The organism is Dysgonomonas mossii (genome assembly GCF_004569505.1).
GTDB lineage: Bacteria > Bacteroidota > Bacteroidia > Bacteroidales > Dysgonomonadaceae > Dysgonomonas.
Window position 1 is genome coordinate 128,792 of record NZ_SPPK01000005.1, and the last position, 23,007, is coordinate 151,798.

Annotated in this window: 15 protein-coding genes; 5 read left to right on the plus strand and 10 right to left on the minus strand. The window is 37.4% G+C overall.

What is annotated here, in order from left to right; genetic code table 11:
- The first annotated feature begins 7 nt into the window (after nt 1-7).
- Both E4T88_RS14440 and E4T88_RS14445 read left to right on the plus strand, forming a co-directional pair.
- Nucleotides 8-1,546 carry a SusD/RagB family nutrient-binding outer membrane lipoprotein gene (locus E4T88_RS14440; protein WP_135106633.1) on the plus strand — a complete coding sequence of 513 codons (1,539 nt, stop codon included), beginning with the start codon at nt 8-10 and terminating at the stop codon, nt 1,544-1,546.
- A 37-nt stretch (nt 1,547-1,583) separates the two neighbouring features.
- Nucleotides 1,584-2,810, plus strand: a complete 1,227-nt coding sequence (locus E4T88_RS14445; protein WP_135106635.1) for a TlpA disulfide reductase family protein — start codon at nt 1,584-1,586, stop codon at nt 2,808-2,810.
- A gap of 56 nt (nt 2,811-2,866) precedes the next feature.
- Here E4T88_RS14445 and E4T88_RS14450 read toward each other — a convergent pair whose 3' ends face one another.
- The 10 genes from E4T88_RS14450 to E4T88_RS14495 all read right to left on the minus strand — a co-directional run bounded on the left by E4T88_RS14450 (nt 2,867) and on the right by E4T88_RS14495 (nt 15,791).
- A complete protein-coding gene (locus E4T88_RS14450; protein ID WP_135106637.1) occupies nt 2,867-4,000 on the minus strand; it encodes an acyltransferase family protein in 1,134 nt (377 codons plus the stop codon).
- Between the two features lie 190 nt (nt 4,001-4,190).
- Nucleotides 4,191-5,693, minus strand: a complete 1,503-nt coding sequence (gene hutH, locus E4T88_RS14455; RefSeq protein WP_135106639.1) for a histidine ammonia-lyase — start codon at nt 5,691-5,693, stop codon at nt 4,191-4,193.
- Nucleotides 5,694-5,697: 4 nt separating this feature from the next.
- A complete protein-coding gene (locus tag E4T88_RS14460) occupies nt 5,698-6,321 on the minus strand; it encodes a cyclodeaminase/cyclohydrolase family protein (protein WP_135106640.1) in 624 nt (207 codons plus the stop codon).
- A 19-nt stretch (nt 6,322-6,340) separates the two neighbouring features.
- Entirely contained in the window at nt 6,341-6,937 is a 597-nt protein-coding gene (locus E4T88_RS14465) for a transglycosylase domain-containing protein (protein WP_228093942.1), read from the minus strand.
- Between the two features lie 237 nt (nt 6,938-7,174).
- Entirely contained in the window at nt 7,175-8,422 is a 1,248-nt protein-coding gene (hutI, locus tag E4T88_RS14470) for an imidazolonepropionase (RefSeq protein ID WP_135106644.1), read from the minus strand.
- 94 nt (nt 8,423-8,516) lie between these two features.
- Nucleotides 8,517-9,419, minus strand: a complete 903-nt coding sequence (gene ftcD, locus E4T88_RS14475; RefSeq protein WP_135106646.1) for a glutamate formimidoyltransferase — start codon at nt 9,417-9,419, stop codon at nt 8,517-8,519.
- Nucleotides 9,420-9,432: 13 nt separating this feature from the next.
- On the minus strand, nt 9,433-9,939 hold the full coding sequence (locus E4T88_RS14480) for a hypothetical protein (protein ID WP_135106648.1): 507 nt from the start codon (nt 9,937-9,939) through the stop codon (nt 9,433-9,435).
- 11 nt (nt 9,940-9,950) lie between these two features.
- The gene (locus E4T88_RS14485; protein ID WP_135106650.1) at nt 9,951-10,763 is read right to left on the minus strand and encodes a hypothetical protein; all 813 of its coding nucleotides are present in this window, start codon (nt 10,761-10,763) and stop codon (nt 9,951-9,953) included.
- Nucleotides 10,763-12,751 (minus strand): urocanate hydratase, encoded by a 1,989-nt coding sequence (hutU, locus tag E4T88_RS14490; protein ID WP_135106652.1) that lies wholly within the window; start codon nt 12,749-12,751, stop codon nt 10,763-10,765. Before hutU ends, E4T88_RS14485 begins: the two co-directional genes overlap by 1 nt.
- A gap of 181 nt (nt 12,752-12,932) precedes the next feature.
- Nucleotides 12,933-15,791 (minus strand): triple tyrosine motif-containing protein, encoded by a 2,859-nt coding sequence (locus E4T88_RS14495; RefSeq protein WP_135106654.1) that lies wholly within the window; start codon nt 15,789-15,791, stop codon nt 12,933-12,935.
- Nucleotides 15,792-17,043: 1,252 nt separating this feature from the next.
- On the opposite strand from E4T88_RS14495, the gene E4T88_RS14500 reads away from it, so the two are divergent.
- The 3 genes from E4T88_RS14500 to E4T88_RS14510 are packed head-to-tail and all read left to right on the plus strand — an operon-like array spanning nt 17,044 to nt 22,910.
- Nucleotides 17,044-20,301 (plus strand): SusC/RagA family TonB-linked outer membrane protein, encoded by a 3,258-nt coding sequence (locus tag E4T88_RS14500; RefSeq protein ID WP_135106656.1) that lies wholly within the window; start codon nt 17,044-17,046, stop codon nt 20,299-20,301.
- Between the two features lie 9 nt (nt 20,302-20,310).
- Complete coding sequence (locus E4T88_RS14505; RefSeq protein ID WP_135106658.1) at nt 20,311-22,053, plus strand: RagB/SusD family nutrient uptake outer membrane protein; 1,743 nt, start codon at nt 20,311-20,313, stop codon at nt 22,051-22,053.
- A 29-nt stretch (nt 22,054-22,082) separates the two neighbouring features.
- Nucleotides 22,083-22,910: a hypothetical protein gene (locus tag E4T88_RS14510; RefSeq protein WP_135106660.1), complete on the plus strand. Its 828-nt coding sequence runs from the start codon at nt 22,083-22,085 to the stop codon at nt 22,908-22,910.
- Nucleotides 22,911-23,007: the final 97 nt, after the last annotated feature.

Sequence of the window (23,007 nt, forward strand, 5' to 3'; positions counted from 1 at the left end):
TATCTGTATGAAAATTAATAAACTATATATATTAGGCTTATTTGCTTCAGTTTTATTGTCCTCTTGTGTTGATGATATAAATGAAGATCCCAACCGCCCAACGTCAGTGCCAACCACCTCTTTGATCACTTCTGCTGAGAAATTGCTGGTTGATAATCTCCGTAGCGAACAGGCATCGTTGAGAGGTTCCATGTTGTTTGTTCAGTATTTTTCTCAAAATACATATACTACCCAATCGCGATATGATATTCCTTTCAGTTATTCTGATGATTACTGGAAAGGGTTATATAAAACATTAAATAATCTGGAGGAGGTAGTAAAGTTGAATACTGATCCTTTAACAAAAGATGTGGCAACCGCTAATGGTGCAGGACGCAATGCTACTCAGATAGCGATAAGCCGTGTATTGAAATCGTATGCATTCTATGCTCTTACCGATGTGTTTGGGAATATCCCTTACCAATCTTACGGCAATAAAGATGAGGACTTTCAGGCATTACAACAAAATCCTGAGAATATAACTCCTAAGTATGCGTCGCAGGAGAAAATCTATGCGGATATATTGAGTGAACTGAAAGCAGCCGGAGATACATTGATCAAATATCAATCGGAAACAACTTTTGGCAAGGCTGATATTATTTATGCAGGTAGCAATCAGAAGTGGGCAAAGTTTGCAAACTCACTGCGACTACGATTTTCTACACGTATAAAAGATAAGAATCAGGCTTTGTATCAAGAACATTTTCAGGATGCATTGAGTAAAGGTGTGTTTACAAGTAATGCTGATAATGCAGCATTCAAGTATTCTACTACTTCTCCTAACGAAGCTCCTTTATATAGAGCTACGGTTACAGCCAACCGGAAAGACTTTGCGATATCTAATATCTTTGTGGATCTGCTTCAAGGGAAGAATGCAATTTTGCCCGTTTCAGATCCTCGTTTACCGATATATGCCTTACCGGCAACAGCTACTAATACTTATGTAGGACTTCCTTATGGCTTAGCAAACGATCAGGCGGGTAAATTCGCAGCAACAGGAGTGAGTTTGCCGGGAGCGGTTATCAATGCGGCAAACTATGCTGAGGTATTGATGGAATACGCCGAAGTAAAATTCTTGGTCTCAGAATATAATTCTTGGTCTCAGGCTGATTATGCATCAGGTGTTCGGGCTTCTCTCGAAAAGTGGGGTGTCTCAGCCGACAATGTGAATACTTATTTGGAGTCTCTTCCTGCTGCTAGTAAAGAGAATGTTTTGACACAAAAGTATATCGCTCTCTATATGCAAGGTCTCGAATCATGGAGTGAATATCGTCGTACAGGCTATCCTTCATTCTTGGTAAAAGAAGGAGATGTTGTATTTCAAGGGACGATAGATGGCGCAGGAGTAACATATCGTTTCGATCCGTTGTTTGGAGATGGGGGTGTTCCGGGACGTTTATACTACCCTACTAAGGAACAGAATGTGAATAAAGCCAACTATCAAGAAGCTCTGTCTGCACAGGGTAATGATAAAATAGAAACAAAATTGTGGGTGTTTAAAAAGTAGTTTGTAGCTTTACATCAAACAAAAGCATAATAAAGATATGAAGAAATATTTAATAATGATGGCTGCTGCATTTGTACTAATGTCTTGTAATAAGGCGTCGGAACATAAGCTGACACACGGAAAATGGAGAGGTGAATTCTCTATTTCAGATCAGAAATTTCCATTCTTGTTTGACGTCGAAGGTTCTGCAACAGACTCAACAACCGTGTATTTGATAAACGGGGCAGAGCGTGTTCCACTCAAAGGTGTGGTTTACTCAAACGATACCGTAACTATTCCGATATTAGCTTATGATGCTGTATTAACAGGTAAAATAGCCAATGGTAAATTTGAAGGGAAATTCAAAAAGCTATTTATAGATAACGATGAGGGTGTATCTTTCTCGGCAGAAAAAAGTGATGCTCCGCGCTTTGAAGTTGCGGACAAAGCTACAGAGATTTCCCTTGCCGGTAAATGGGATATCCAGTTTATAGGACAAAAAGGAGATACTGCTCACAATGTAGGGATTTTCAGTCAGGATAAAAATATTCTTACCGGCTCTATTCTGACCAATGCAGGAGACCTTCGTTATCTCGAAGGAGCTTTGACAAACGATGGCTTTCAGTTTTCTGCATTTGCGGGTCTTAGCCCATATCTGATAAAAGGAAAGTTTGAAGGAAATGATAGTTTTATAGGGGAATTCTATACCACACGAGGTGTAACAAAGCTTGTTGGTAAACGCAATGCTGAAGCTGCTCTTGCTGATCCATATAGTTTAGCTTATATGAAGAAAGGAGAGGATCGCCTCAATTTCACATTCCCTAATGTAGAAGGTCAGAAAGTCTCTTTATCCGACCCTCGTTACAAAGGCAAGGTGGTAATTGTATCTATCCTTGGCAGTTGGTGTCCAAATTGCTTGGACGAAATGGAATACCTATCTCCATGGTATAAAGAAAACAGTAAGAGAGGCGTTGAAATCATCGGGTTGGCATTTGAGCGTAAAGATGATCCGGAATATGTAAAGACTGTGCTCTCCCGCTTGGTTAAGCGTTATAATGTAGATTATGAAATCCTGTTTGTAGGCAAGCTGGGTGATGATGCTACTGCTAAGGCTCTTCCGCAGGTGAGTAAAATCATGGGTTATCCTACTACTATCTTTATCGATAAGAAAGGAATTGTAAGAAAGATACACACCGGATTTAATGGTCCTGCTACCGGACTGTTTTATGAGGAGTTTAAACAAGACTTCAATAAAGTAGTAGACGATTTGCTGGCAGAGAAATAAAAAAAATGATAAAAGATCGGCTAAAGGAAGATACTCTGAACTCCTTTAGCCGTTTTTTATATATCTGCCTTATTCTTACTTTTAGGCTTCATCCCAAACAAAGGCCTTATGATAGAATAGCGTCTTATCCCAAATTCGTATATCACCCATGTAATAGTAAATGTACCTATCACCATGATTGAGAACTTAGGAAAGAACCCTATATCGACATACTTCAGATAATATCCCAGAGCAATGATAATTGTTTGATGCAGGATATAAAATGGATATACAGCTTCATTTCCGTATGCCACTATCTTACTTGGTTTGTTGAGATATATAGCGGCATAGCCAATCAACGTTAAAATCCACGACCAGGCATTAAGAACCTTGACCAAAGCTTGCACCTCGCCCTTGAAGGGAAAATCGCCGATCACATACCAAAGACACATCAACAGAGGAAACCCAATGATACCACTAATCAGAAATTTCAGCCTGTTTTTAGTTACTGCATCCCAAAAAGAATCCTTCAATGAAATTAACAGATAACCAAAGAAAAAGAATGTACAATAATTAACAAGATTGTACCAGTCATTTATTAGCCCGTTTGTCTGTGGAAAATAAGGTGCTAAAAATAACTGCCATAAGAAGAGCGGTATGATGAATATATAGAGTCCAAAAGCTTTTGATACGATGGCTTTCAGTTTTCTTATCAGCCATGCATCGGGATGCTTCCGCAGATAAAGAAAAGCCGGAAGCATTACCATAGAGAATATCAGTAAGTAAAGTATAAACCATAGGTGATGCCACGATATATTTCCTTCGGGATATGATCCGATGAATGCTTCCTTAGGCCAGAAATCAAAATAGCTGCCGCTAAACTGCCCCTTATCTAATCGTTCGAAATAAACTTGTGGTGGAACGACAAAGATCATACCTACGATAAGTGGAATTAGAAGCCTTTTGTGACGCTCTATCGCAAACTGGATAGCACTTCGCTTTGTCAGAGCATAGTAAGTTCCCATTCCTGATATTACAAAGAGCAAAGCCAACCGCCATTGGTTGAGAAAAAGCATCGGGAAAACAGTTCCTTCATATATCACTGAGTTTTTTATGTGAAAACTCCACGGAACGAAAAACATTCCCACATGATAGAAAATCAATAAAGCAAAGGCGATTACTCGTAAACTGTCAATGTCATATCTGCGCATAGTATGAGAAGATTAAGTATCAAATATTAGATTGTAATATGTTATATTAATAAGACAATCTTTCCAATTAAAAATCACATACTAAAGAGATTTTAATCAAGTTATTTTAACTTATTGATCTTGACAGTACTGTAATGCAAATATTTACTTTACTATATTTTTTATCGGTTTTATATTAAACGACAAATTCTCAGTCCATAAACTCAAGTGATATTCTATTCAGAAAAGCTACAGTCTTGTGTATTTCTTTATACATAACGATATCGTCGTTTACGAAGGCTACTTCTTTGCGATATTCTTTCAGGAAGTTTTCGAGTATAGGAGATGTTTTTGCAGGACGGCGAAAATCTATTCCCTGAGCCGCATTCATTAATTCGATGGCGAGTATATGATTTAAGTTATCCATTACTTTGAATATCTTAATCGCAGCATTGGCTCCCATACTCACGTGGTCTTCTTGTCCATTGGATGAAACAATAGAGTCGCTCGATGCAGCATAACAATACATCTTATTCTGGCTAACCATCGAAGCCGAAGCATACTGAGGTATCATGAACCCCGAATTTACACCCGGATTAGCCACGAGAAATTCAGGTAGTCCTCGTAGTCCCATAATTAGCTGTGCTACACGTCTCTCCGAAATGTTCCCTAGTTCGGCTAGAGCAATTGCCAAAAAATCGTACGAAATAGCGAGGGGTTGTCCGTGGAAGTTTCCTCCTGATATAATTTTATCTTCGTCGGGGAAGATGGTCGGATTATCCGTTACTGAGTTTATCTCTGTCAACAGTACCGAAGCCACATATCTTATAGCGTCTTTTGTTGCTCCATGTACCTGTGGGATACATCTGAAAGAGTAAGGGTCTTGTACATGATCTTTTTCCCTGGCGACAAGCTCACTTCCCTCAAGTAGTTTTCTGAAATTATCGGCGGTTTCTATTTGTCCTTTATGCGGACGCATCTGGTGGAGGCAATCTAAAAACGGATCGAGGTAGCCGTCAAAAGCTTCGAGTGAAAGGGCAGCTATTAAGTCCGCTTTTTTAGATAGTTTGAATGCTCTCAACATAGCGAATACCCCGTTTGCACTCATAAACTGCGTTCCGTTCAGCAGAGCCAGCCCTTCTTTGCTCATCAGGCGGATTGGCTTCCATCCAAACTCATCGAGAACGCTCATCGCTTCACGTTTACGCCCCTGATAATAAACATCGCCGACACCAATAAGAGGTAGGAATAGATTTGCCAGTGGCGCTAAATCGCCTGATGCTCCCAGTGAACCACGATCGCAAACGATGGGAATAATATCATTATTGAAAAAGTCGATTATACGCTGAACAGTAATAACTTGTACTCCGCTATACCCCAATGATAAGGCGTGAGCTTTGAGAAGCATCATCAGCTTGACAATAACAGGAGAGATTTCTTCACCTACGCTGCAAGCATGCGATTTAACAAGGTTCTCCTGCAAGCGTGTAAGCTCATCCGGAGATATGTTCTTGTTGCAGAGCGAACCGAACCCTGTGGTAATGCCATACATCGGTGTTTTTTGCGACTCTATTTTTTGATCCAGATAATCCCTGCACTTTTGTATACGTTCTTTAGCCTCAGCAGCTAATTCTAGTTTAAGGTTTTTGTTGATTATTTGTTCAATGATCTCGAAGTCCAATTCTCCGGAACCGATATAATAGACATTCTTCATAAACTTATAGTATTTTACTTACTCTACTCAATAACTCCTGCTCTTTCATGATGGCTTCGCTCTCCAGGTAGTTTGCCTCCTGTGTCATTAGCGCTACATATTCTATGTCTTTGATCGAGGAAAGATTTATTTTTACATTCAGTATAGCACTTATCGCAGCAGTGCGGGCTGTCATTATAGCTACACAGGCATCCGTTATAGCATTCTGATTGCCATGATCAGCTACCTGTGTTATAACATCCATTATGTCCACGGCTTTGCGTGCTACTTCCATTGGTATTTCTGCTGCAATTTTGGTTGCTTCCTGTATCTGATTGTTGCGTTCTGTTTTCTCTTCGTCTGTTTCTTTGGGGAGTTTGAATGCGGCGAAAACATTATTATATGCTTCCGAATCGGCATCTATATCTTTCATAAAGCTTGCCCTATAGTTTTCTGTTATAGCGACAATTTTTTTCATCAATCCTTCTTTGTCTTCATACTTTTTTTTACCAATGGTAAGATTGGCTACCATTTCTGTCAATGCTGATGCTATTGCTGCATTTAATGCTGCAATGCTACCTCCTCCGGGTACAGGGTCATTTCCTGCTGTCTTTGCTAAAAAATCTTTAACTGATAGGTTTACTAGCATGGTATTACAATTTAAAAGGTTAAGAATTATGTAATTTCTTAAGAATATTATTTATGTCTGCTCGCACTCTATTCGGATAGCGTTTTTTATTATAAATGAATGGATTTTTCATTATTAATATGAGTTCTGTAAACTCTGAATCACTCAAGAAATAAATTTGTTTATGAAAATATTGTACAGCAGCATTCCGCACCCCTATTATTTTATTAGGGAATACAAATTTTGAGGCATAATATCTCAAGCACTCTTTTTGTGATGCGTAATCTTCTGTCAAAGATGTGAGTAATATTACTTCAGATGTCTTTGTGTGTAGGGGATGCCAGCTTATGTAGATCACTTCCTCACATGCACAGGGGGAATCATTCTTCTCTAACGTTTTATTTAAGAAATGCTCCCAAGCGTTGTTATCTAAAGCATCCGGATAGATTATATTGTATATCTCATAGAATCTATTTGGCAGCTCGGGACTATTCTTAATATCATTTATATATATGCCTGTCTCTGCTTTATTTAGAATAAAGTATCCTCCCAGTTTGACAAAATACAACATACCAATAATGATAGTTATCGGAAAGATAAAAATTATTAGCAATATGTTTTTCTTTCTTTTTGTCATTTCCTTTTCCATTAGTATATGGAATGTCTCTTACCGGCAGTATGATAAAACATATTAAAACAAGAACCAAGATAGTTTTTATAATAGATTTTATTGTTTCTGCATAGTAAAACGCTTAATTGTTAAAAAGTAACAAAAGTAACAGTTTTTTGATGTTTTCGGTTGTTACTTTTTTTATCCCTCTAACTTAATATAAAATACTCTATAATAGATAAATTTAAGCCCGAAAATTAATTGTTAATTAAAAATAACTCCATTTTTAATTGTTTTTTCTACAATATTCATTCCTATATGGTAAGGCAGAAACTTGTAAGAAGGATATTCCAATATTACTAAATCGCCCTGCTTGCCCACATCTATACTACCAATCTTGTCCGCTATTCCCAAAGCTGCCGCCCCGTTTATAGTGAGTGCAGTAATAGCCTCCTCGGGCGAAAGCTGCATATAAATGCATGCCAAAGCAAATAACAGAGGTATGGAATTCGTAAAACTGCTTCCCGGATTGAGGTCTGTGGCTAAAGCGACAGCACAGCCCGAGTCTATCATATATCGGCCTCGTGCATAATCTTCTTTCAGAGAAAATGCGGTGCATGGCAATAAGGTCGCAACAGTATTGCTATTTGCTAAATCTGCAATTCCTTTGTCTGATGCCTGTAGCAGATGGTCTGCCGATAATGCACCTAATTCTACAGCCAGTTCAGCTCCACCGAGTGTCACGATCTCGTCTGCATGTATTTTTAGTTTAAAGCCGAGATTCTTAGCTGCTGTTAAGTATCTTCGTGATTGTTGTATGTCAAATACATTCTTTTCGCAAAATATGTCGCAGCACTCCGCCAGATTTTTGTCCTTTACTAAAGGTATCACTTCCTTTATTAGATAGTCTAAGAAGGCATCTTCTCTGCCTTTATATTCCTGTGGTGTGGCATGTGCTCCCATAAAAGTGCTTACGATATCTACAGGATGCTCTTCGTCCAGAGCTTTCATCACTTCCAGTTGTTTAAGCTCTGTCTCTTTGTCCATTCCATAGCCGCTCTTACCCTCTACAGTGGTTACACCCATAGCGAACATTTTGTCAAGTCTTTTGCGTCCGGCCTCTTTCAGTTCTTCAAAAGAAGCATTGCGAGTTGCTGTCATTGTATTGTGTATTCCCCCGCCCCGCTCCATGATAGACATATAGCTATCTCCACGCATACGCCATGAGAATTCTTCTTCACGATAGCCTCCAAAAATAAAATGCGTGTGAGAGTCCACAAATCCAGGGAGTACAGCTTTACCTGTAGCATCAATGATTGTATGTTCGGGAAAATCTGACAGCGGAGGGCAATTTGCACTTTTGCCAACAAATGTGATTATACCTCCTGTGACAATGACTGATCCGTTTTCGATGATCGATAGGTTAGACATTTCTCTTCCTTTCTTTGCCGAAAAGCCGGAACAAGTAACTAATTGTGCTGCATTTTTTATAATGATGTTTCCTTTTTTCATGTGTTATCCATTATTGTCATATTGAGTGTAACGAAACATCTCGACTCTATTGAGACAAAAGATTCTTCCCTTTGGTCAGAATGAGAAGGAAAGTCTACTCCATCAAATGTGTTTCCAGTACCTGCTTTGTCGAAAAATCTTCAAGCCCCAGATAGTAAGCTGCCGTATCTATCAGGGCATCCATCGGAACGAGACCGATGATTTCCGCTCCTACAACAGATACTCCGTACCGATTTGCTTCTATTCTTACTAATTCGTGAGCACGGTAGATAGCTGTTTTAGTAAAATCTGTCAGGTTCATCGAGACTTGTACGATTCCTCTTTCTGTCAGTTCCACACCCATAGCCTTACAGAAGCGTAATCCACCGCCTAAGAATCGCACCTTCTTTGCTATCGCGTCTGCTATCTCGAGCTTGTTGGTATTTAGGTTTACATTGTATGCTACCAACGGCATGCGTGCCCCTATAACAACACCTCCGGCTGTTGGGTGTGGCTGATCGGGTCCAAAATCGGGCTTCCATTCGGGTAGAGTCATCTTTTCTTTCAGTCCTTCAAACTCTCCTTTTCGGATTGTAGCCAGATTTTCGCGATGAGGTGCTGATGCTGCTTTTTCGTAAAGGAATACCGGCAATCCATAGCGTTCAGCGACTTCCTGTCCTACTTCTTTCGAGAGTTTGACGGCTTCTTCCATACTTACATTGCGGATAGGGATGAAAGGAACTACGTCGACAGCTCCCATACGGGGATGTTGTCCTTTGTGGTGGTTAAGGTCTATTACTTGTACTGCTATGCCTATAGCTTCTATCACTGCTTTTTTTAGAGCATTGGGTTCGCCTACTACAGTAACTACCATGCGGTTGTGATCTTTATCGGTGCTATAGTCTAACAGCTTAACTCCTTCCTTGGCACGGAAAGCATTTACGATCTTTTCTACTTTATCAAGATCGCGTCCTTCGCTAAAATTTGGTACGCATTCAACGATTTTGTTTGAACTCATGATATTCGATTTATTAAAACAATGTTTTAAAGCAAAGACTTTCTATCTGTTTATTACTAACTATAATGCGGGTAACAATTGTGTTGACATCTCCACCTAACGGATTCTCGTATATTGCTCTTTTTTTTATTTGTATCGTATCCCAATTGTTTACTAAATGATATAGAATATCATTTTCTTCAGGTTTTTCTATAGACATTTTTATCTTCTTATCTTTTTTATGATAGGAATATATCATTTTAGCTTCTCTTTTATTCCAAAACATAGCATGATACATGTGTTGTATTGGAATAATTTCATCACTATAGTAATGCTCTTCTATTAAATATACAGTATCGTTATACATTCTTTCAATCTTCTGTATCCATAAGACTTCATTTCTATTTTTTTCAAATACTTTTAAATACTCTTTATCTCCACAAATTTCTTTTTGGACTTCATAAATTCTTTTTGATAAGCCTATCTTTTGAGATTTACACCCAATAGAAATGAAAAGCAAGCAAAGTAAAATGGTTTTCATGTATATCCTGCTTATTTCGTTTTATCATAATCAGCTTTTGTCTCCAAGGTAAGTGTTTCGGTATCACAATCCCAGATACTCACATAATTGTCGGAAAGTACGATATGTGTGTCCCATCCCGCATATTGTGCATAAAGCATCAACGTACAAATATCAGTAGGCGTAATAAAGTCACCTGTCTCAGGAGCATGAGAGTGAACAGAGACTACGGCATCTTTTCCTCCGTCAAAGTCGATAGGAATTAGATTTCTGTGAATTTCTTTTTTCTCTTTCACATTGTTTTGTTCGTCAAACGTTAGCAGATAATCGTTTCCGAAGAGCATTACTCCGGTAACCATTGGAGCGGTTAATACATATACTCTCTTTTCTCCGTTGCGGATATAGGGGATAAGATTGAAACTTGTATTGCTATATGTCTTGAATAAGACGCTGTCTCCCTGTATTTCGGCTAAAGCTTTTTGCCGTATAGTAAACAGCTGCTTTTCATCTTCCTTGAAGTCTCGTTCCTTGAAGTCTATAGTTGCTGTTTCTACTATTTTGATATCTCCGAACGAAACGACCCCGATTACTTTTGGGTTTGCGCTTCTTGAAAAGAACAAACATTTTGCAGTTCCATTATCAATATAGGAGAAATATCCACCGATGCGCTCTTTCTCTTTGAAGCTTTTTGTAAAAATATCTGTCCCATGCCATGCTGTAATTTCGAGACGGTAAAGGTATTTTCCTTCTTCGGTAATTTGATCGGCTATCTTTTTTAGGTCTATATTCTGACTAAAAACATTAGCTGATAAAAGCAGAAGTATAATTGTGATAAGTTTCTTCATTAATTATTTTCTATAATATTCTTTACTAATTCATCGTCTGCAATATAGGGTATAGTGATATTATAACCATCGTTGTGAGTCTCATTAAAAGACTCGCAAGTTTCGATTGCATGTTCGTTTCGTGCCCACGAACGGCGTGCTACTCCTCCCATCACGTCCCATAACATAGATGAACGTATAATTTCGTCAATTCGTTCACTACCATCGCAAACTAATCCAAATCCTCCGTTAATAGCTTTGCTAATGCCAACGCCTCCACCATTGTGAAGCGCAACGAGGCTCATTCCCCTTGCTGCATTTCCGGCAAAGCATTGTACAGCCATGTCTGCCATTACATTACTGCCATCTTTTATATTTGCTGTTTCACGAAAAGGAGAATCTGTACCGCTTACATCATGATGATCGCGCCCCAACATTATCGGGCCCACTTCTCCATCTCTAACCAATTTATTGAAACGTAAGGCAATATTCATTCTCCCCAGCGCATCTTGATATAAGATACGTGCCTGTGTACCAACCACAAGTTGATTTTTTTCAGCTTCGCGGATCCATTCGTAATTGTCTTTATCTTGTCCCCTTCGTGTAGGGTCGATACATTCCATTGCAGCATGGTCTGTTTTGATGAGGTCTTCGTGTTTTCCGCTGAGGCAAACCCAACGGAAAGGCCCATATCCATAATCGAACAATTCGGGTCCCATAATGTCTTCCACATACGAAGGCCAGATAAAGCCATCTTTTTCGTCGACGCCATTTTTAGATATTTCTTTTATACCCGAGTCGTATATTGCTTTCATGAAAGAATTACCATAATCGAAGAAATATATGCCTTTAGCAACTAGTTTGCGGATAACTTCAAAATGACGTTTAAGAGAATCGTTTACTAGCTTGTGAAATGTTTGCCTATCTTCTTTTAATAATCTAGTCCTTTCTTCAAATGATATGCCAACAGGGCAATAGCCGCCTTCGTATACTGCATGGCAGGAGGTCTGATCTGAAAGTAGGTCTATGTGAATTTGATTTATTTCTGCATACTCCAGCAGATCAATAATATTGCCATGATAAGCTATGGAACAAGGCTTTTTATCTTTTTGGGCCTGTTTAGCCATATCAAAAGCCTCTTTTGCTTCGGATATGATATGATGTACCCATCCTTGTCTGAAACGTGTTTCGATGCGAGAGTGATCTACTTCCGCTACAATAGAAACAGCACCCGCTATATCGGCAGCCTTGGGTTGTGCTCCACTCATGCCTCCCAGGCCTGACGAAACAAACAGATAGCCTGCTAAGTTTTTATCTTGAGGAATGCCTAGTTTTTTCCGTCCGGCATTTAATAGAGTATTGAATGTACCATGTACTATACCTTGTGGTCCTATATACATCCATCCTCCGGCTGTCATTTGTCCATAATTGGCAACACCCATCTGTGCAGCAATTTCCCAATCAGCCTGATTGTCGAACATGCCCACCATCATAGAATTTGTGATAATGACTCGCGGAGCATCAGGCTTCGATTTGAACAGACCAAGAGGATGTCCGGACTCAATAACTAAGGTCTGATCCCTCGTAAGTACTTCAAGGTACTTTTTTATCAATTGATATTGCATCCAGTTTTGACAAACTTGCCCTGTTTCGCCATACGTAACCAACTCGTACGGATATAATGCTATATCGAAACAAAGGTTATTATCTATCATTACTTGAAAGGCTTTTCCTTCGATACAGTTTCCTTTATATTGGTCGATAGACTTCGGGAAGATGTCTCCCTGTGGACGAAAACGGTATCCATAGATGCGCCCCCGGGTTTTAAGCTCTTTGAGAAGCTCAGGAGCTAAGGTTTCATGTAATTCGACGGGGATATATCGCAAAGCATTTTTAAGTGCAGTTATTGTCTGAGCAGCACTGAGCCTAAAGCCTCTATCGGGTGCACGGCGTATCCCTTCAACAAAAGACGGATATTCGGGTAATCTATTATCAAGTCTGATGTCCATGATGTTTGATTCTTGGTTACATCTCTCGAAGATAAGATTTATATTTTTATCCTAAAATATATTGAGTATATTTCTCAATATGTTTTACGACAAAATATCAATATCTGTAAGTTAAATAGTGAAAATCGAAGGGGACTGAATATTCTCAGCGTCTTTTAGTCTACCTGTTGTTATCAAAATGTCAGACGTATTGCTTCAAACTTTGTAGGAAGTCTGATAAATTTACATCTCTATCCAGATCCATTTTCTTTCGTAATCTGTATCTGTTTACTTCTACACCCCGTATCGATATGTTGAGCAGTGGCGCTATTTCCTTCGAGGAAAGGTTCATATTGAGGTATGCACACAGTATTTTATCATTGCGTGTCAAATTAGGGAACCGTTCGTCAAGCAGCTTGAAGAAATCCTGATGTATCAGGTCAAAGTTTGATTGGAATATTTCGAAGTCTGTGTCATGCTCAATATTGGTATTGATCTGGCTGATTAGACTCATCACCTTTTGTTTGATTGTGCTTATTTGTTTTTCTTCATCAATGGCTTTGGATATATTTAATGCATTTCGTTTCACATTTTCGAGCATCTCATTTTTACGGATCACATTCAGCATATAACCATTCAGCTCTTGCGTCTTATATTTCAATTCATTTTTCAGATTCTCGTTTTGTAGCTCATATATCGCTTCATCTTTCAGCTTTGTTTCTTCTTCATAGCGTCTGGTTTGAGCAATTAGTTCCTCGCCCTTCTGATGTATAATTTTCTTTTGTTTACTGATTGTTTTTTTATAGATGATAAGTATTAAAATCACTATAGCTAATGAATAAAGCAAATAAGCTAGTACCGATCTGTACCAAGGAGGGTGGACTGTAAAACTAAATGATGTAATGCTCGAAGAATCGGGGTTGCCATCAATAAATGCTTTTACCTCGAAAACATATTTACCCTCGTGAAGACCTGTGTATTCTTTAACAGTATTGGTCGAGGGGATACTCCAATCGTCATCTATTCCTTTCAGCCTGAAGCTATATAATATATCTGAGGAATGATCGTAGAAGGTTGCTGCAAAATTTATTTTTATAGAATTTAATGAGTATGGCAATGATAGTCTTTTTTCGCTGCTGCCATAGCTTAAGATACTGTCGTTTTTACTACAAGTTATTTCTCGGATGTAAGTATTTATAGTTGAGAATTTACCATTTTTTCTTGACATGTCTATTCTTGCAAAAGCGTTATCGACGGCTACAATAGCCGTTTCGGGATCGATCATGTTTATGTTTTCATAGCTGTCTATCAGTTCGTTCGAAAGCCCCCAGTTGTGTATATATTCTTGGTATTTACCTTCGCTATATGGTAAAACTTTTAGATTGCGATCGGCAACAAACCAAATATTTTTGTATTTATCTACATAGAGAAATTCATAATACTTTGGTCCTTCCAGCATCAACTCGAGTTGTGTATAATGATCGAACGAGTCGGTTATCCGGCTATATTGGAGTATTCCGTTGCGGGTACATATAACCAGATTGTTCTCTATCTTCCTGATAATAATATTGGAATCGAAAGCATTATTGTTTAGCGTATAGGTCTTGTATCGGATTATTTTCTCAAAATTTTTATCGAAGGTTAGTCGGCGCATGGTACCATTCGCATTTGCCACCCAAAAATTATAGGGCTCGTCATCTTCTATAAATCCTCGGAATGAGTCTCTAAATTCGGGGATTTTATGTGAAAACATCCAACGTCCATTTTCCCTCTTCAGAATACAGAATCCCGAATAGGTAGCAACCATAAGCTTATTCTTGTCTTCGCTTAGGGCATGAGTTTCCCAAGCTCCTAGAAGGTCTATTTTGTACGTCTCTGTGGGGGTTATTACCATTATACCATTATCCCCCGAACTAAAGAGTGTATTATCTATTATGTTGGTAGACCAGATTTGCCCTTCCGAGCCTTTTATTAATTGATACCGATTATCTTTATCCAGCTTATAAAGAGCCTGATTAGTCCCAAAATATAGTTCATTATTGTACATGGCGCTACTGTATCCTGTACCGATCGGTGATACTGTTGCAAATAATGGCCTGATCGGAGAATTGAGGCTTATATAGCTTATCCCTTTATCAAGTCCGAGCCATAAGTTTTGATTACTATCAAAAAAACACCCTAAAACTGTATTATTCTTTAAGCCATTATTAATATTAAACTCTTCTTTGTAGAACGGATCTTTTAGGTCGAATATGATGACGCCGTTTTGGACTGATCCAATAGCGATTTTTGATCCTGATATGGCTGTGCTAAATAATTGATTCTTCTGTATGAAGCTATCAGCTATGGAGTTAATTTGTTGTATGTTGTTTTTATTTAACAGATATAAACCTTTCTTCGCCGATGTTACTAATATATCTTTATTGTATGATAATAGGCTTACAATTTTATGCCCACTCAATGGTTCGGATGCTTCCAGAAATGTTAGTTTGTTATTCGAGTTTAGATAAAAGATTCCATTAGGTGTTGCCAGATACAATGTTCCTTCATGTAAAAGAGAACAGTCTATTTTTGTATCGGAATCTATCATGCTGACATTTCCTACCTTTTTATGGTATATATGGATATAACGTTCACTTATAAAGTAGATCACATCTCCCCCATCTTCTATATTCCAAACTTCTCCTCCCCAATTTTTTGATTTGTCTGATAGGGAACGGTATGTTAGCTGACCGATTGCATTTGGTTTAAAAAGGCCAAATTCGGAACTCCCGCCAATATATATATTGTTATCAATAATTTTAATAATCCGTATCACATTATTTCTTATTGGATATGATGTCCAGTTTACTCCATCAAACTCTAACAAGCCGTTTGAGTTTGCCGAATATATCCATCCTTTGTCAGATTGTGTTATCATCCAGTTCTGAAATCCGGCTTTGTACTGGCTTCGTTCATAATTCGTGATTTTACGCTGCCAGATAGACGTGGAATGTGCAGGAACAACTAGTGATATTCCAATTATTACTGAAAATATAAAAGATAGTATGTGTTTATTCATGTTCCCAACGATGTGTTTATCATATGACCAATCGAGTTGCGCTACTACTAGATAAATTCTCTTATATATTTGAATTTAATTTTTATTTTTCTTATAAAATATGGTTAACTATCGAAATTTCAAATGGACAGTTGATATCATATGAAGTTAATGTTTTCTTCTGGATCTCTACATTTATATTCCTATTGGTATCAAATATACAAATATAATTATAAAAAATGGATGTAAAGTTTGTTTTTGTTTTAATAGTTTGATATACAGATGTTATATATATAATTGTAGTAGTGAAAGTGATATGTATTTAGCTTAAATCGATTAGAAAAAATAACCAATATATTTCTAATACTACTACTATTTTAGATTTTTAAATTGGGCAAGAAGTTATTATTTATATTATTTTCGGACGACTTGGATATACTTTTTTGATCTATGTGGAAATTATACAAATCTTATTAAATTTCATATACACCTTATATATAGATGATTATATTCTATGTGTAGTATTGATGTAGTGTTTAATTTAGTTCTTTTTTGAGTTTTTGTTGTAGTGAAAAGATGTAAAAACAAAAACATCAACCCTATTTTTGTGTTAACGAATAAAAACAAGAGTTACCTATTTCTCTTACATGTTAACTTAATCCTAAATCTGATCATGGTAGAATAATTTAAGAATATCTATGTGGTAAAAGGAGAGAAGAAGATTGTCCTTTATACCGTTTTCGAATTAATCTAATTACCTTATTTATAAATACCAATTCCCAGAATACATATTTTTATATGTAAAACTTTATAGAGACCTAGCAAATATGAAGAATGTTTTTTCCTGAATTGTTCTCAAACAGTTTAAAATTTTCATAATCAAATGATACAGAATCGTAAATATTTAAGCCTTTTGGTTTTCAAGGGAAAAGAAGCCGCCCTGTTACTGAAAGAATAAAGAGGTTATGATTCTTATATATTTAACTCATTGTAACTAAACAAAAAACCTTATAGACATGGCTAACGAAAATCTAGTATGAAAAACATTAACCGATTGCATAAGAGTGAGAAAAACAAACAAACTTATTTCATTATATCATAAGATAAATACAATTTACCTCATTTTACTAGAGAACTTATTTACCGATAGCATAAGTCTATATACAAGACTCTAGAAAAATACGAATCATCTCACTTCAGTCAAAGAATTTATAAACAAAACAGAATTTAGTAGCATTAATCAGCAAATTGAATTCAGCAAAATTAATTAAGCATGAGAAAAATTTTGTTATTATTATTAACATTATCCTGTTACATTCAATTGTTTTCACAAGAGATTACAGGAGTAGTTTCTGACAATACAGGAGAACCGATCATCGGAGCCACTGTTGCCCTTAAGGGTAAAGCGGTTGGGTCATTGACCGATATTGACGGAAAATATTCAATCAAAGTTGACAATAGCAACGATGTGCTTGTATTTTCCTATGTAGGGTATATCCGTCAGGAAATAAAAGTAGGAAATCAGAAACAAATAAATGTTGTTCTGATCGAATCAGCAAAAGAACTTGATGAAGTTGTTGTTGTTGGATATGGTGTGCAGAAGAAAGCTCTTTTAACGGGAGCAAACTCTAATATAAAAGGGGAAAAAATAACAGAGCTTAAATCGGCATCGGCAATGGAAGCGCTTCAGGGTGTAGCTCCTGGTGTTAGCATTACGCGTAACAATGGAGCTCCTGGATCGGGAACAAAGGTAACGATACGTGGGATGGGTACAATTGGAAATGCTAATCCTCTTTACATTGTTGATGGTGTATCAGTAGGAAGTATCGATTACTTAAGCCCTTCTGATATTGAGTCTATTGACGTACTCAAGGACGGGGCGTCGGCTGCCATTTATGGTTCACGTGCTGCCAATGGTGTGATCATAGTTACCACAAAAAAAGGAGAGAAGGGTGCAGCTCCTACAATTAGTTACGATGGATATTATGGTGTTCAAAATATTTACAAAAAGCTGCCAACTCTTAACGCTCAGGAATATATGTATATTTTTGATGAAGCCCGTTCAAATGAGGGTCTTCCTTTATTCGATTGGCAAAACATGATTGTAAATGGAAACAATTATCTTAATACAACCTTTGGTAATGGTGTTGGACAACAGTATGGTCAATATGTTTGGGATAAACTACAATCTGGATGGAAAGGTACTGATTGGGTGGACGAAATAACACAAAAGGATGCCCCTGTTCAGAGCCACACTATTAATATTACAGGATCAGGGACAGATGTTCTTTACTCTGCAGGATTCTCATATTTTGATCAACAAAGTATTCTTGGAGGGAATGTTACAGATGCAGGGTACAGACGTTTTACCGGTAGGCTTAATACTGAATTTGTACTTATGAAGAATGGGAATAATCCAATGTTGACTCTTGGAGAAAATCTAACTTATACTAACACTGTAAACAGGGGTATTGGTAATGGGAATATCTATTGGAATGATATGCATGATGCTATGACTGCTACTCCTCTTATGCCGGCGCGTTGGACTGAAAATGAAAACGTACTGTCATCTACATACGGATATGGACCTGCTATGGAAGGCATTTCTAATAATCAGATAAATCCTCTAGCTCGCATGTTTTTCCGTCATAATTATGGTTACGGAAGCGGTAATACAATTGTAGGGAATGTTTATGCTGTTTTTGAACCTATTAGTAAATTGAAAATAAGATCTTCACTTGGAGTTAATTCATGGTTTGGTAAGAGCCGTTCATATACACCTACATATCATTTAGGAAAACTTCATGAGAGCAATGTTGAAGGTGCAAGACAAGAGATGAATATGGGAGCCGTTTTGACATGGACAAATACAGCTTCATACGAAATTAAAATAGATGAGCATAAGGTTTCGGGATTAGTAGGTACAGAATTAGTTGATAATATGACAAATGAAGTACTTGGAGGTTCCAGAAATGGTTCTAAATATTCAGATCTATCAAAATATCCATATTTGGATAGAACGAAACCTGCAACAAGTATTTCGGACATGAGTTTATGGGGTGCCGATTGGTCTGCCGGAGGCGGAGGATTGATGTCCTATATGGCACGATTGACATACAACTTCAAAGAAAAATACATGGTCGATTTTACATTCCGTGCCGACGGGTCTTCTAACTTTGCAAAAGGTAACCGTTGGGGATATTTTCCATCTATTTCGGCCGGTTGGAACTTTTCAGAAGAAAGCTTCATGCAACCAACATCTACATGGCTTACTTATGGTAAGTTAAGAGCCAGCTGGGGACAAAACGGAAATCAAAGTATACCGAACTTTGTATATACTTCGAATATTGCATATAACAATCAAGGTTACTTCTTTGGACCGAATAAAGAAATACCTGATGTTGCTGCAGTTCCAGCAAATGTTCCAAATCCGGATGTAAAATGGGAGACTTCAGAACAACTGAATATTGGATTGGATGCTAAATTTTTAAATTCCAGACTAGGGTTAACTTTCGACTATTATGTAAAGACTACTAAAGATTGGCTTGTAAGAGCCCCTATTTTAGGTACATATGGTGCCGGAGCTCCTTACATTAATGGTGGTGATGTGGAAAATAAAGGATTTGAGATTGCAGTGACATGGGAAGATTCTTTTAATGACTTCAAGTATGGTGTTACAGCAAGTGGTGCTTATAATAAAAACAAAGTTACCCGTTTGGCTAATGCTGAAGGTGTTATTCTGGGAGCTAGTGATATATTATCTCAAGGAACTTCTTATGTTTCACGTGTGGAAGTTGGACATCCGATAGGATATTTTTACGGATATAAGACCGCCGGAATTTTCCAAAATCAACAAGAAGTAGATGCATACGTAGATAAAGATGGTAAGCCAATAGTGATTGGTAGCGAATCCGGTATAGCTCGTAAGCCTGGAGATGTACGCTTTGTAGACCAAAATGGAGATGGTGTAATTGATGAAAAAGATAAAGTTATGTTGGGTAAGCCTTCTCCGGATTTTGAACTAGGATTACAACTGAATGCAGAGTATAAAGGCTTTTACCTAAATACTACATTGACAGGTAAGTTGGGTTTACAGGTAATGCAATCATATCGTTCGTTTGCCGATATCTTGACTCAAAATTATACTACTCAAATCTTTAATCGTTGGCATGGGGAAGGTACATCTAACAAATTGCCTCGTTTGACTTACACATCAAACGCTAATACCAACTTAATTTCAGATATATATATGCACGATGCAGATTATGTAAGAGTAAGCAATTTAACTTTTGGATATCATTTTGATAAGCTATTGAAAAAATCCAAAATTATAAAAAGAGCTTCTGTTTATGTAGCTGTAAACAATCTATACACATTTACCAAATATGATGGTATGGATCCGGAAAGAGGATGGATGGGTAATGATACACAAGAAAACGGCCAATATGTATATGGATGGGCATCCGGTATAGATTTGGGCTTGTTCCCTCTTCCTCGCACGGTAATGTTTGGTATTAATATAACTTTATAATTATTGAATATGAAAAAAATATTATATCTAATATACGCATTGTTGCCGGCTTTTATAATAAGCTGTGAGAGTCAGTTAGATACAGAAAATCTATATAATAAAGACTTAAATACTTTTTATAAAACTCCTACGGATATACAAGAGGCTATGAATGGTGTTTATAGTTCACTTTTTGTAGATGGGATTTTCAGTGAAGAACATTGTGCGGCAAACCTTCTTGATGACGCCATGTTAGGTGGTGGTGGTCCGGATGATGTGGGCGCAAAGAATGTTGATAAATTTCTTGATCCTACAGAAGATACTTACAAATCTCTTTGGGTAGAGACATATAACGGGGTTTACAGAGCGAATGCTATTATAGAGGCTGTGCAAAAGAATGATTTTTCGGCTTATTTTAAAACAAAAGAAGAAGCCCAAACATTCTTGAATAATACTTTGGGAGAAGCTTATTTTATGAGAGGTTTCTTAATGTTCCGTGCTGCCAGATTTTTTGGAGGTATCCCATTAATTCCGACTACAGAATCTGATCGTAAAGTTCCACGTTCGTCATTCACAGAAACTTTTTCATTTATTACTGGTGACTTTTTGAAAGCCATAGAATATTTACCGAAAGTTAAAGGAACGGATATTTCTTTAGATGATTACGGACATGCTAATATCTGGGTTGCTAAAGCTTATTTAGCCCGTACCTATCTTTTCTATACCGGTTATATGACCAATATAGAGGGCACTGCGACTAATGAAGTTCCTCTAGCCGAAGGAAGTCTTACAAAAGCTCAAGTGATAAAAGAGATCGAGGATGTGAGAGATAATAGTGGTTATGAATTAACGCCTAATTATAGAAACTTGTGGCCGTATGCTTATGTAAATGAAAATGCAAAGAATTTTGATGCAAGTTATGATCCGGCAAAACCCCCATTGCCTTGGGCTGAAAAGCTGGGTTTAAAATGGGTTGGCCAAGATGGTCCAAAATCAACAATAGGTACAGGAAACAAAGAAGTTATGTTTGCTTTACGCTATGGTTTGGGAGATTGGAGCTATGGACAAAAATATAATAACCGAATCCCTCTATTTTTTGGAATTCGCAGCAACTCAATGGTACCATTCGGTGAAGGATGGGGATGGGGAACAGTTCACACTGCATTTTATAATTCATGGTCTGATACTGATATAAGAAAAGAAGCTTCAGTTATCAATCTAAATAAACCAAATGCTGATGAAGGTACTACCGGATGGGCTGCAGGAAAAGGTGATGACGAAACTGGATTGGTAAACAGAAAGTATATAACTCTTCAGCACAATGGACCGGATGGAGTAAAAGGATTATTTTACTACCTATATAATATGAAAAATGGTGATCCAATGCAATTATGGGCTGCTCAAGACTTTTTCTATCTAAGATTTTCAGATATTTATTTGATGCATTCAGAACTAACTGAAACAGCTGATGGAATTAATGCAGTTCGTGCACGTGTTGGTTTACCTGCTGTTGCATACTCTTTGGATGCTCTTAAAAACGAACGTAAATGTGAGTTTGCTTTTGAAGGAATCCGTTGGTTTGACTTAGTTCGCTGGGGTGACGTGGCAAAAACAGATAAAAATTACTTCGGTACTGAAATTGACATAAAGAATTCAGGAGTTCCTGCTAAATATAAAGTTTCATATCGTCCTGAAACTAAAGGTCTTGTTGCTATTCCTGAGTCTGAAATTCGCTTGTCTAATGGGGTTTATACACAAAATCCTGGATGGTGATTTTTAATACAATTTAAAAAGAGATGAATATGAACATGAATATTTTTAAAATGATAAAATCAGCTTCTATAGTTTTTTTGTTGATTTTTATATCTGCTTGTTCTCCAATTGAAGATAGAGACGAATTATCTAATAGTTTTTCTCCTGATAATATAGTTTTGGAGACAACACAAGCTACTCCCGGAAGTAATAAGGTTTCTATAAAAATGAAAACTCCAGGGGTTACCGGATATTGGGACTATATACTCGATCAAAAATTTACAGATGAGATTAAGGATATTATATTTCCTTTCACTGGTGAGCATACATTGACATACAATGTAACTACTCCTTATATATCTTCTGGAATTGATAATCCGGAGTATATTCGAAAAACTATAAAAATAAATATCACACAGCTAGATACTCCTCTACCTGCTGCTTATTATGCATTGGTTGGAGAAGATTTGAGTGGAAAAACATGGGTTTTTGATGGAAAAGGCGGTGATGATAAGGTATGGTGGGCAATGACAGATCCTGCTAATTCTGGTGCAGTTTGGTGGAATGCGGGTGGTACATGTTGTCCTCCATCTGATGCGGGTGGGCATATGACATTCGATGTTACAGGAGGGCTTAACTTTGCTGCTTATGCATCGCCTACTGCAAGTGCTCAAAAAGGATCGTATACCTTCAATGCTGATTTTTCGAAGTTATATATCAAAGGTGAAACTAATATTTTAGGTTCTGTTGATGGTGCAGGCAATAATAAAGAATTCCAGATACTTGAACTTACTAGCTCTAAGTTGAAACTATGGGTTCCAAATGCATCTGGAGGAACTGGCTGGATATGGGTGTTTAAACCACAAGAGAACAAATAAGTCTCAGACTTTTAAGATAAGAGTGGAATGAGAATAAGTTGATAGAAGCCTGTTTTCGGGTATAGCTTGAAAGCAGGCTTCTTATTCTTTATATATT